Origin of the sequence: Clostridium sp. C8, from assembly GCF_001010885.1 — a bacterium.
GTDB lineage: Bacteria > Bacillota > Clostridia > Clostridiales > Clostridiaceae > Clostridium > Clostridium sartagoforme.
On the sequence record NZ_LBMX01000001.1, the window covers coordinates 23,605 to 36,003 of the forward strand.

Below are 12,399 nucleotides of genomic sequence, written 5' to 3' on the forward strand. Positions count from 1 at the left end.
ATTTTTACTTTATTTATTCATTAGCAAAATTTAATTATCATTATTTATATTATATCCCAAATTAACTAATATTCATTTTACAAAACTATTGAAATTAAGTCAAAAAAATAAAGGGTAGGAAAGCCAATTGGCCTCCATACCCATTTACTTCTTTATGTCTACAACAATTCTTCTGTGAGGCTCATCACCTTCACTAAATGTATATACATATTCATTATCTTGTAAAGCAGAATGTATTACTCTTCTTTCATAAGGATTCATTGGTTCTAGTTTATAAGGTCTTCTAGTTTTTCTAACTTTATATGCAGTTTTTTCTGCAACTCTTTTTAAGGTTTCTTCTCTTTTTTTTCTGTAATTTTCAGTATCTAAAACTACTTTTTTATAAGGAATATCGTGTTCTTTATTAACAACTAATGATGATAAGTATTGTAAGGAGTCTAATGTCTCTCCTCTATATCCAATTATTAAACCCATCTTTGGACCATTTAAGTCTATATAAATAACATCATCAACTTCTCTAATTTTTATTTCTGATTGTACTCTCATATTATCAAGAATAGATCTTAAAAATACTCTTACTTCTTCCTTATAATCTCTTTTGACTTTTACTAATATTTTAGCAGGTTTTGTCCCTATAATATTCAAAAATCCTTTAGAGCCTTCATCTAGAACCTCATATTCAATTTTATCCTCTGTGAGCTTCAATTCTTTTAATGCATTATTTAATGCTTCATTTATGGTTTTACCTGTCATTTCTAATATTTTCATACCCTATTCACCACCTAGTAAATACTAAATATAATAAATCTTAATTTTTTTTCTTAGTCTTTGGCGTTGCTTTTTTGGCATTTTGAATAGTCTTTAAGTTTGCCTCTTCCTCTTTAGCTTCTTTTTTCTTTTTATATGGTAAATAATTTAAGAAGTAAGTTTGTGCTAATTGAATAGATCCACCAATTATCCAGTAGATAACTAGAATTGAGCTAAAGTTAATTGCCATTACTCCCATCATACCTGCCATCATAATATTCATACTTCCCATATTCATAGGACTATTATCATTTTTAGGCATTGACTTAGTTAAAAGTAAACTTGGTAAATATGTGCTTAAAAATGCTAATACAGGTAATACGAAATATCTATCTTTTTTAAATACATCCACTATCCATAAAAATGATGGATTTACTACTGAGCCTTTGTCTATATTCATAAATACATAATATAAGGCAAATAATATTGGTAATGGTAATAATGTTGGAAGACAACCTCCAAACATACTTACATTATTTTCTTTCATACATTTTGAATATTCAGCTTGCATCTTTTGGGGATCATTTGCATATTTCTTTTGTATTGCATTTAATTCAGGTTGAATTTCCTGCATCCTCGCATTTGATCTGTTAGCTTTTATATTTAATGGAAGTATTAACAATCTAATTATTAAAGTAAATATTGTAATTGTTAGTACATATGAAGCACCACTTGGTTCCATGTTAAATACTGATAAAATAAAACCATGAAGTCCATCAAATATAATAGTCAAGAAATTTGTTATTGGTTGTAAGAATTTCATCATCTTTTATGCCTAACCTCCTTATTTTACAGGATCATACCCACCCTTTGCGAATGGATGACACCTTAGAATTCTCTTTATAGCTAAAAAACCACCCTTTATTGCCCCATATTTATTAATAGCATCTATTGCATATTGAGAACATGTAGGAACATAAATACATGTTGGTGGTCTCATTGGTGAGATATATTTTCTATATAAATATATAGTTTTTAGCATTACTTTTTTCATTATTTATATAATCCTGCCTTTAAAAAAAGTTTTTTCATTGATTCTTCAACATCAAAGAAACTTTTATCCTTTATAGCACTTCGTGCTACAAATACAAAATCATACCCCTTTTTAATATCTTTTTCATTTAGTCTATAGCTTTCAGTTATCAATCGTTTACTTCTACTTCGTACTACACTATTGCCTACTTTTTTACTTACAGAAATTCCTACCTTATTATAAGGAAGCTTATCCTCTGTTTTATTTTTCTTATTATTAAAAATATATAAAACTAAAAGATTATTAGCTAGCGACCTTCCCCGTCTATATACTAATTTGAATTCATTATTCTTTCTTAATCTGTACACCATTGGAACTTCTATACTCCTTTTTTTTCCGCTATTGCAGAAAAAAGGCCACTATTTGCGGCCCTTATGCTGTTAATTTTTTTCTACCTTTTTGTCTTCTTCTTTTAAGAACAGTTCTTCCTGATGAAGTTTTCATTCTCTTTCTGAATCCATGTTCCTTTTTTCTTTGTCTTTTTTTTGGTTGGTATGTCATGAACATTTCACTACACCCCCTTCGAATTCTAAATTTCTATAGTAAAAACTATAATTCCTAATTTTAAATTTACCTTATTATTATATATATATCACGATTTTATGTCAATACACTATAATTTTCAAATTCTGTTGATAAATATAAATATATTAACATATAAATTTGTGGATAACTTCTTGAATACTCTATTTAACTTATGTTATTATTAATAATGAATGTGAATAGTTTTATTTATACAACAACTTATCCACAGCTGTGGATTAAATTGTGCATAACTTGTTTGCTTTTTCTTTATTACTTATCTATTTATACCTATTTTTAGCGTAAATATTACTTTTATACCATGTTAATAATGTGTAAATTTGTACATACTTATACTGTGGATAATTTTTTTATGTTTATAACATCAACATAATTATTAACATGTGAATATTTTTATTATTAGTTATCAACAATCATTTTCATATGTTAATAACTATGTTTATACTATGTTATTAATTATTTAATAACTTTTAAAATTTTTTTTATGGAGGATATAAAATGAATAATGATCTTAAATCATTATGGGAAAAAACATTAAATATAATTAAAGGTGAAATGAGTGAAGTTAGTTTTAATACATGGATTAAAAGTTGCGAACCTATTTCTATATCTTCCAATATAATAAAAATCAGTGTGCCCAATTCCTTCACTCAAGATATATTGGAAAAAAGATATAAGGATTTGGTTGTAAATTCTATAGAAGCTGCTTGTTCTAAAGTATATAATGTAGAATTTATAGTTGCATCTGATATTCAGGAATCTGAAGATAAGGAAGAAAAAATCTCAAAGATAGATAATAAATCATCATCTATTATCGTAAACGATGAAATGTCTAGTACTTTAAATCCTAAGTACACATTTGATTCATTTGTTATTGGTAATAGTAATAGATTTGCTCATGCTGCGTCCTTGGCAGTAGCTGAATCTCCAGCTAAAGCATATAATCCCTTATTCATTTATGGTGGAGTTGGTCTTGGTAAAACTCACTTAATGCATGCTATAGGACACTATGTTTTACAAAACAATACTACTGCTAAAGTTGTATATGTTTCTTCAGAAAAATTTACTAATGAACTTATTAATGCAATAAGGGATGATAAAAATGAAGAGTTTAGAAATAAATATAGAAGTGTTGATATCTTACTTATAGATGATATCCAATTTATAGCTGGCAAAGAAAGAACTCAGGAAGAATTTTTCCATACATTTAATGAATTACATGATGCAAATAAACAAATAATTCTATCGTCTGATAGGCCACCAAAAGAAATACCAACTTTGGAAGATAGATTACGTTCTAGGTTTGAATGGGGCTTAATTGCTGATATTCAAGCACCAGACTTTGAGACTAGAATGGCTATACTAAAAAAGAAAGCTGATGTCGAGAAATTAAATGTAGCAAATGAAGTTATGGTTTATATTGCAACAAAAATTAAGTCTAATATTAGAGAACTAGAAGGAGCATTGATTAGAATAGTGGCATATTCCTCTCTTACAAATAGACCTATTACAGTGGAATTAGCAAGCGAAGCTCTTAAAGATATAATATCAAATAAACAAAATAAAAATGTAACTATAGATGTTATACAAGATGTTGTTGCTGGATATTTTAATCTTAGAATAGAAGACTTAAAATCTCAAAGAAGAACTAGAAATATAGCCTATCCAAGACAAATTGCAATGTATTTAAGTAGAAAATTAACAGATATGTCTTTACCGAAAATAGGAGAGGAATTTGGAGGAAGAGATCATACTACTGTTATACATGCATATGAGAAAATCTCTGATAGCTTAAATACTGATGAAAGTCTACAACACACAGTAAATGATATAACAAAAAAGCTAACTCAAAATTAATCAACAACTGTACATAAATATATTTAATTATTTGTGGATAACTCTTAAAAACAATATCGTCTGTTAGTACTGTGGATAAGATACGTAATTTTTGCTTCACTTATCCACACTATTTTTTTATAAACAATTTAGACAATTCAATGGTTAGGGGTACTTATTAACATACTCACAGCCCCTACTACTACTATTATTAATTTATATCTTATATATTTATCTATATCTATACATCTTATATGTATATAACTTAAGGAGGTTTTTATATGATATTTATTTGTGAAAAACAAAAAATACAAGAAGGTATATCAATAACAAGTAAGGCTATAACAGGAAAAACAACTATGCCTATATTAGAAGGAATCTATATAGATGCAAAAAAGGAAGGATTAACATTAATAGGATCTGATATGGATGTATCTATAGAAACAAAGGTTGAAGCAGATATTCTTGAGGAAGGAAAGATAGTAATAGATGCAAAGATTTTTGGAGAAATTATAAGAAAGCTACCAAATTCAGATATAAAAATAGAAACTTTAGAAAATGATATAATTCAAATTACATGTGAAAAATCAGTGTTTAACCTAGTTTACATGAATGCTGAAGATTATCCAGCTATACCAAATATAAATGAAAATTTATCAGCTGAAGTTCCTCAGAATATACTAAAAAATATGATAAAAGGAACATCTTTTGCTATAGCTCAAGACGAAACAAGACCAATACTTCAAGGAATATTATTTGAAGTGAATAATAAAAATCTAAACTTAGTAGCTTTAGATGGATATAGATTAGCTATAAGAAATGAGTTTTTAGATAATGATAATAATCTAGAAGTTGTAATACCTGGGAAAACATTAAATGAAGTTTCAAAAATATTAGAAGATATATCTGATATAGTAAAAATAACATTTACGAATAATCATATATTATTTAATTTAAATAATACAAAAATTATTTCAAGATTATTAGAAGGTAAATTTGTAAATTATTCGTCTTTATTACCTCAAGAGCATAAAATATTAGTTGATGTAAATAAACAACAATTACAAAATTGTATAGAGAGAGCATCTTTAATGGCTAAGGATAGTAATAGCAATTTAATAAAACTAGATGTTCAAGAGGATACAATGATAATAACATCCAATTCTCAATTGGGAAAGGTTAGGGAGGAATTGAATATAAACTTGCAAGGAGAATCTATACAAATTGCATTTAATTCTAGATATCTTTTGGATGTATTAAAAAACATGGATGATGATGAAGTTAAATTAGAAATGACATCAAGTGTTAGCCCTTGCGTAATAAAGGGTAAGAATATAGATAATTCAAAATATCTTGTTTTACCAGTAAGGCTTATAAGATAGAAAGGAGAAAATGCATAAAATATGAATAAAAATGCATTGAATTGGAAATGAATGAAGTTAAAATAAATACAGAATTTATAAAATTGGATTCCTTTTTGAAGTGGTGTGGAGTTGCATCTTTAGGATCAGAAGCGAAAATGTATATTTTAGATGAGATGGTAAAGGTTAATAATGAAATTTGTACTCAAAGAGGAAAGAAAATTAAAAAGGGTGATATAGTAGAATTCGATGGTGAAGAGTATAAAGTTATTTAAGAACTATATTGCATTTACTATTACCTTAACAATTACTTTTATTCTTTTTATATGTTATAATTAAAATAGGTGTTAAAAATGTATATTAAAAGACTTCAAATGTTAAATTATAGAAATTATAAATCTTTAAATATAACACTTGGTAAAAATGTAAATGTATTTATGGGAGATAATGCTCAAGGTAAAACCAATATTCTTGAAGCAATTTATTATTGTGCATTTTCTAAATCACACAGAACTTCCAAAGATAGAGATTTAATAAATTGGAATTCAGATAGTGCATATATAAGTTTACTTGTAGGTAAAGATAGGCTTGATAAGAATATTGATATAAATATATTAAAGGATGGGAAAAAAGCAATAAAGATAAATAAAATTAAGGTGTCTAAAATAGGAGAATTATTTGGAAACTTTAATGTTGTTATGTTTTCACCAGAAGATTTAAAGATTATAAAAGATTCACCAGGAATAAGAAGAAAATTTATAGACATGGAATTATGTCAACTAAACCCTAAATATTACTATAATTTAGTTCAATATAACAAAATTTTAAATGAACGTAATGTTATTTTAAAAAATAGGAATCTAGATAAGGAAATTTTAGATATATATGATATTCAATTAGCAAATTATGGGCATCATATAGTTATAGATAGAATTAATTATATTAATAAATTAAACTTTTATGGTAAAGATGTACATAGAGAAATATCTTCAGGAAAAGAAAATATAGAATTTAGATATATAAGTACAATAAAGGACTTGGAAAATATAAAAGTTAACTTCTATGAAACATTAAAGAAAAACAGGAAGAAAGATATTGAAAAGGGAATTACGAGCATTGGCCCTCATAGGGATGATTTTATTGTTCTTATTAATGATATAGATACAAAAAGTTTTGGATCTCAAGGACAACAAAGAAGCGCAGTTCTTACAATGAAATTTTCATCTTTAAAAATAATAAAGGAAATTACATCAGAATATCCAGTATTATTATTAGATGATGTTTTATCAGAGTTAGATTTTAATAGAAAGAGGTACATTTTAAGTACCATTGGGGAGATTCAAACTATAATAACATGTACGGGAATCGAGGATATAACTAATTATTTAGATAATACATCCAGATTATTTAAGGTCAAAGATGGAGAAATCCTAAATTAAGGGAGGAATTCTTATGTTTTTACATTTAGGAGAAAATGTAGTTGTTCCAGTCAAAGATGTGATTGGAATATTTGATTTACAAACTACAATGTATAGTTCTGACACAAGCGCTTTTTTAAGAATGGCGGAGGAAGATGGGTTTGTAGAGAGGATTTCTAAAGAAAAACCAAAATCTTTTGTTATAGCTGAAGTTAATAAAATGAGTAAAATTTACTTATCTCCAATTTCATCTTCAACTTTAACAAAAAGAACTAATATAGATTATAATCCATAATTCCAATTTTAAATCTTCATGTGATTATAATAAAATTTAATTTAAGGAGGAGATTATATTGGAAAATAACAGACAAAGTTATGATGAAAATCAAATTCAGGTTTTAGAAGGCTTAGAGGCTGTTAGAAAAAGACCTGGAATGTATATAGGAAGTACCAGTTCAAGAGGATTACATCATCTTGTTTATGAAATAGTTGATAACAGTATAGATGAAGCTTTGGCTGGGTTTTGTACAGATATATCAGTTACTATTAATGAAGATAACTCAATAACAGTAATAGATAATGGAAGAGGGATGCCTACAGGAATACATCCTAAAATGGGGAAATCAACAGTAGAAGTTATAATGACAGTTCTTCATGCCGGAGGAAAATTTGGTGGTGGAGGATACAAAGTATCAGGAGGACTTCATGGTGTTGGTGCATCAGTTGTTAATGCACTTTCAGAGTGGTGTGAAGTAACAGTGTGCAGAGAAGGTGAAATTTGGAAGCAAAAGTATTCTAGAGGAGCCGTTGTAACTGATTTATGTAAGATAGGAACAACTGATAAACAAGGAACTATGGTATCATTCAAGCCAGACACTGAAATATTTGAAGAAATAGAATATGATTTCGATATATTATCTAATAGATTAAGAGAGTTAGCATTTTTAAATAAGGGAATTAAAATTATATTAGAAGATAAAAGAGAAGAAGAAAAAGTGGAACATTATTTCTATGAAGGTGGTATAAAGGAATTTGTAGCATATCTAAATAGAAATAAGGAAGTACTACATGAGGAGCCTATTTATGTTGAAGGAGAAAGAGATGGAATAATAGCTGAAGTATCACTTCAATATAATGATAGTTATACTGAAAATCTATATTCTTTTGCTAACAATATAGATACAATAGAAGGTGGTACCCACTTGTCAGGATTTAAAACATCTTTAACAAGAGTTATAAATGATTATGGTAAAAGATTTAATCATTTAAAAGAAAATGATAAAAATTTATCTGGTGATGATATCAGAGAAGGATTAACAGCTGTAGTTTCTATAAAAATATCTGATCCTCAATTTGAAGGACAGACAAAAACAAAGCTAGGAAACTCTGAAGTTAGAGGTGTCGTGGATTCAATAGTAGGAGAAGGGGTATCTATATTTTTAGAAGAGAACCCTAATATTGGGAAAATAATAATAGAAAAGGCTTTGATGGCAGCGAGAGCAAGAGATGCAGCAAGAAAAGCAAGAGAACTAACAAGAAAATCAGTATTAGAGCGTTCATCATTACCAGGGAAATTAGCTGATTGTTCCTCCAAAGATCCTAGAGAGTGTGAAATTTATATAGTAGAGGGAGACTCTGCAGGGGGATCAGCTAAGCAAGGAAGAAATAGAAGATTCCAAGCTATATTACCATTAAGAGGTAAAATATTAAATGTTGAAAAGCAAAGATTAGATAGAATCTTAACTGCAGATTCTATAAAATCAATGGTTACAGCGTTTGGTGCTGGAATTGGTGAAGACTTCGATGAAGAAAGATTAAGATATAACAGAATAATAATAATGACAGATGCTGACGTAGATGGAGCTCATATAAGAACTTTACTGTTAACATTCTTCTTTAGATATATGAGAGGATTAATAGAAGGAGGACACGTTTATATAGCTCAGCCACCGCTTTATCAAGTAAAGAAAAATAAAAAGGAGTACTATGTTTATTCTGATTCAGAACTTGAAAAGTTATTAGGTGATATCGGTGGAAAAGATAATGCAACTAATATACAAAGATATAAAGGTCTTGGAGAAATGAATGCAACTCAATTATGGGACACAACTATGGACCCGGAAAAGAGAGTACTTTTAAAGGCAACAATAGAGGATGCGATAGCAGCTGACGAAATATTCACTATATTGATGGGGGATAAAGTAGAACCAAGAAGAGAGTTTATTCAAAAAAATGCAAAGAAAGTAAGTAACTTAGATGTTTAGTACTAAAACGAGGTGAGGTACATGAATTTAAACGAGGGAAAAGTTATTCCTATAGATATAAATAAAGAAATGAAGAGATGCTATATTGATTATGCAATGAGTGTTATTGTAGGTCGTGCATTACCTGATGTTAGAGATGGATTAAAGCCAGTTCATAGAAGAATACTACATTCTATGAATGAGCTTGGAATTACGCCGGATAAAAGTTATAGAAAATGTGCAAGAATAGTTGGAGAAGTTTTAGGTAAGTATCATCCACATGGAGATACATCAGTTTATGATGCACTAGTAAGATTAGCTCAAGATTTCTCAATGAGATATATGCTTGTTGATGGTCATGGAAACTTTGGTTCTGTAGATGGGGATAGTGCAGCAGCAATGAGATATACAGAAGCAAGAATGAATAAAATTGCATCTGAAATGCTAAGAGATATAAATAAAGATACAGTTGACTTTATACCAAACTTTGATGGTGAAGAAAGAGAACCGGTTGTATTACCATCAAGGTATCCAAATCTTTTAGTAAATGGATCATCTGGGATAGCTGTAGGTATGGCTACAAATATTCCTCCACATAACTTAGGGGAAGTAATAGATGGAACAATAATGCTTATAGATAATCCAGAAACAACATCCTTAGAATTAATGACTGTCATTAAAGGGCCTGACTTTCCTACAGGTGCTACAATTATGGGGAAATCAGGAATAAGAGCAGCATATGAGACTGGAAAAGGTAGAGTTATAGTAAGGGCAAATGCAGAAATTGAAGAAGAGAATGGAAGACATAAAATAATTGTTACAGAAATACCATATCAAGTTAACAAAGCTAAGTTAATAGAGAATATAGCTGACTTAGTAAAAGATAAAAAAATAACCGGAATATCAGACTTAAGAGATGAATCTGATAGAGAAGGTATGAGAATAGTAATAGAATTAAAGAGAGATGCTAATCCAAGTGTAGTATTAAATCTTCTATATAAGCATACAAAAATGCAAGATACATTTGGAATTATAATGTTAGCTTTAGTTAATAATGAACCATTAGTATTAAACCTTAAACAAGTATTAAGTAATTATATACAATTCCAAAAAGAAGTATTAACCAGAAGAACTGTATTTGAATTAAATAAAGCAGAAGCAAGAGCACATATACTAGAAGGTTTAAGAATAGCCCTTGATAATATTGATGAAGTTATAAAAATAATAAGATCATCTAAAACAACAGAAATAGCCAAAAATACATTAATAGATAGATTTGGATTAAGTGAAAAGCAAGCTCAGGCAATCCTAGAAATGAGATTAAGAAGATTAACAGGATTGGAAAGAGACAAAATAGAAGAAGAATTTGAAGAGTTGATGAAGTTAATAGATTATTTAAATTCTATATTAGCAAGTGAAGAAAAACTTTTATCAGTAATAAAAGAAGAGTTATTAGAAATTAAGAATAAATATAATGATCCAAGAAGGACTAAGATAGAAAAAGTAGTTAATGAAATAGATATAGAGGATCTTATACAGGAAGAAGAAGTAGTAGTTACATTAACACATTCAGGATATATAAAGAGAATATCTGCAGATACATATTCTGCACAAAGAAGAGGGGGAAGAGGAATACAAGCAATGTCTACTAAAGAAGATGACTTTGTAGAACATGTAAATATTACTTCAACCCACTCAGATGTTTTATTCTTTACGAATAAGGGAAGAGTTTATAAGCTAAGAGCATATGAAATACCTGATGCGGGAAGAACGGCTAAAGGTACTAATATAATAAATCTTATAGCAATAGAGCAAGATGAAAGAATAGAAACAGTACTTACAATAAGAGATGATGTAAGTGAAGGATTCTTATTTATGGGAACTAAGCAAGGAATAGTAAAGAAGACTCCACTTTCAGAGTTCAAGAATCTTAGAAAAAATGGATTAATAGCTATAAACCTAAGAGATGGAGATGAACTTTTAAAGGTTAAGGTTACTCGTGGAGACGCAGATATAATAATAGTTACACAAGATGGTAATGCTATTAGATTTAATGAAAAAGATGTAAGATCTATGGGCAGAACTGCATCAGGAGTAAGATCTATTAATCTAAGAGAAGATGATATTGCAGTATGTATGGATATCGCTGTAGAAGGAGAAGATTTACTTGTTATTAGTGAAAATGGTTTTGGAAAGAGAACTCCTATAACAGAATATAAGAGACAAAAAAGAGGCGGAACAGGTTTAATAACATACAAACTATCAGAGAAGACAGGTAAGGTTATAGGTGCAACTGTATGCAAGATAGATGATGAGCTTATGTTAATAAATACAAGTGGAGTAGCAATAAGAATAAATGTCTCAGGAATATCAGTTACAAGCAGATCTGCAATGGGTGTAACTCTTATGAGAACATCAGAAGAGGAAAAAATAGCAGCAATTGCTAAAATATCAGGAACTGGTGAGGATAAAGAAGATCAAATAACTATAGATGAAAATAGAATAGATGATGAAATAAAGAGTGAAATAGCAGTGGTAGATGATTCAGATAATAGTTTAAAGGATTTATTAGATATATCAGAAGACGAAGAATCAAAAGATGATGAATAAATGAGAAACCATAAGTAGATATAAAGATTTAAAAATGATAAATTGCAATTATCAATATATAGGTAATTGCAATTTTTTTATATGAATAAATTAAAAAAGAATAAAAAATAATAGAAATAAGCTATATTATAACGTAATCTTATCCAGGCGTATCAATAATAGTATAAACTAAAAAAAAATAGAAAAATGGAGTAAATAAAAAATAAATTTGAAAAATAAATACATATATATATAACTATATTAAATTTAAATGATAAGATAGATTCTGTCGCTAAGATATGTGACAAAATAAGTCAAAAAAACTTTTAAGAAAAGTTGTTGACAAAAAGAAAAACAAATGATAAGATAATGAAGTCGCTTGAGAGCGATGAAGAAAATGGTCTTTGAAAATTGAACAGAATATAAGTTAAGTAAAATAAACCAGCAATTCTTTTAGGAGTCTTAAAACTAAGACTCAAAGTAATTTGAGACAGATTAAACTTTTTATTGAGAGTTTGATCCTGGCTCAGGACGAACGGTTGCGGCGTGCCTTACACCTGGAAGTCGGG

General features: G+C 28.5%; 12 protein-coding genes. 7 read left to right on the forward strand and 5 right to left on the reverse strand.

The annotated features are described in order from the left end of the window. Positions 1-144: 144 nt before the first annotated feature. The 5 genes from jag to rpmH form a co-directional block, all read right to left on the reverse strand. Entirely contained in the window at positions 145-768 is a 624-nt protein-coding gene (gene jag, locus AAT22_RS00135; RefSeq protein ID WP_016207949.1) for an RNA-binding cell elongation regulator Jag/EloR, read from the reverse strand. Positions 769-808: 40 nt separating this feature from the next. Further along, on the reverse strand, positions 809-1,573 hold the full coding sequence (yidC, locus tag AAT22_RS00140) for a membrane protein insertase YidC (RefSeq protein ID WP_046999868.1): 765 nt from the start codon (positions 1,571-1,573) through the stop codon (positions 809-811). Between the two features lie 18 nt (positions 1,574-1,591). Continuing rightward, positions 1,592-1,801, reverse strand: coding sequence for a membrane protein insertion efficiency factor YidD (gene yidD / locus AAT22_RS00145; protein ID WP_016207951.1), 210 nt, complete (start codon positions 1,799-1,801; stop codon positions 1,592-1,594). Then, the gene (gene rnpA / locus AAT22_RS00150) at positions 1,801-2,151 is read right to left on the reverse strand and encodes a ribonuclease P protein component (RefSeq protein ID WP_016207952.1); all 351 of its coding nucleotides are present in this window, start codon (positions 2,149-2,151) and stop codon (positions 1,801-1,803) included. The genes yidD and rnpA overlap by 1 nt, the downstream gene beginning before the upstream one ends. A gap of 61 nt (positions 2,152-2,212) precedes the next feature. Then, positions 2,213-2,347, reverse strand: coding sequence for a 50S ribosomal protein L34 (gene rpmH, locus AAT22_RS00155; protein WP_016207953.1), 135 nt, complete (start codon positions 2,345-2,347; stop codon positions 2,213-2,215). 534 nt (positions 2,348-2,881) lie between these two features. On the opposite strand from rpmH, the gene dnaA reads away from it, so the two are divergent. The 7 genes from dnaA to gyrA all read left to right on the forward strand — a co-directional run bounded on the left by dnaA (position 2,882) and on the right by gyrA (position 11,851). After that, on the forward strand, positions 2,882-4,240 hold the full coding sequence (dnaA, locus tag AAT22_RS00160) for a chromosomal replication initiator protein DnaA (protein WP_016207954.1): 1,359 nt from the start codon (positions 2,882-2,884) through the stop codon (positions 4,238-4,240). A gap of 260 nt (positions 4,241-4,500) precedes the next feature. Next, entirely contained in the window at positions 4,501-5,601 is a 1,101-nt protein-coding gene (dnaN, locus tag AAT22_RS00165) for a DNA polymerase III subunit beta (RefSeq protein ID WP_046999869.1), read from the forward strand. 47 nt (positions 5,602-5,648) lie between these two features. Continuing rightward, positions 5,649-5,855: a S4 domain-containing protein YaaA gene (gene yaaA, locus AAT22_RS00170; RefSeq protein WP_016207955.1), complete on the forward strand. Its 207-nt coding sequence runs from the start codon at positions 5,649-5,651 to the stop codon at positions 5,853-5,855. A 78-nt stretch (positions 5,856-5,933) separates the two neighbouring features. Then, entirely contained in the window at positions 5,934-7,019 is a 1,086-nt protein-coding gene (gene recF, locus AAT22_RS00175) for a DNA replication/repair protein RecF (RefSeq protein WP_046999870.1), read from the forward strand. Positions 7,020-7,032: 13 nt separating this feature from the next. Continuing rightward, positions 7,033-7,293: an extracellular matrix/biofilm biosynthesis regulator RemA family protein gene (locus tag AAT22_RS00180; protein ID WP_016207957.1), complete on the forward strand. Its 261-nt coding sequence runs from the start codon at positions 7,033-7,035 to the stop codon at positions 7,291-7,293. 58 nt (positions 7,294-7,351) lie between these two features. Next, positions 7,352-9,262: a DNA topoisomerase (ATP-hydrolyzing) subunit B gene (gyrB, locus tag AAT22_RS00185; RefSeq protein ID WP_046999871.1), complete on the forward strand. Its 1,911-nt coding sequence runs from the start codon at positions 7,352-7,354 to the stop codon at positions 9,260-9,262. Positions 9,263-9,283: 21 nt separating this feature from the next. Continuing rightward, on the forward strand, positions 9,284-11,851 hold the full coding sequence (gene gyrA, locus AAT22_RS00190) for a DNA gyrase subunit A (protein ID WP_046999872.1): 2,568 nt from the start codon (positions 9,284-9,286) through the stop codon (positions 11,849-11,851). Positions 11,852-12,399: the final 548 nt, after the last annotated feature.

Coding starts and splice junctions, on each gene's coding strand:
- dnaA (WP_016207954.1), top strand. CDS start 2,882: ATGAATAATGATCTTAAATCATTATGGGAAAAAACATTAAATATAATT.
- yidC (WP_046999868.1), bottom strand. CDS start 1,573: ATGATGAAATTCTTACAACCAATAACAAATTTCTTGACTATTATATTT.
- rpmH (WP_016207953.1), bottom strand. CDS start 2,347: ATGTTCATGACATACCAACCAAAAAAAAGACAAAGAAAAAAGGAACAT.
- yaaA (WP_016207955.1), top strand. CDS start 5,649: ATGAATGAAGTTAAAATAAATACAGAATTTATAAAATTGGATTCCTTT.
- dnaN (WP_046999869.1), top strand. CDS start 4,501: ATGATATTTATTTGTGAAAAACAAAAAATACAAGAAGGTATATCAATA.
- jag (WP_016207949.1), bottom strand. CDS start 768: ATGAAAATATTAGAAATGACAGGTAAAACCATAAATGAAGCATTAAAT.
- yidD (WP_016207951.1), bottom strand. CDS start 1,801: ATGAAAAAAGTAATGCTAAAAACTATATATTTATATAGAAAATATATC.
- recF (WP_046999870.1), top strand. CDS start 5,934: ATGTATATTAAAAGACTTCAAATGTTAAATTATAGAAATTATAAATCT.
- gyrA (WP_046999872.1), top strand. CDS start 9,284: ATGAATTTAAACGAGGGAAAAGTTATTCCTATAGATATAAATAAAGAA.
- rnpA (WP_016207952.1), bottom strand. CDS start 2,151: ATGGTGTACAGATTAAGAAAGAATAATGAATTCAAATTAGTATATAGA.
- AAT22_RS00180 (WP_016207957.1), top strand. CDS start 7,033: ATGTTTTTACATTTAGGAGAAAATGTAGTTGTTCCAGTCAAAGATGTG.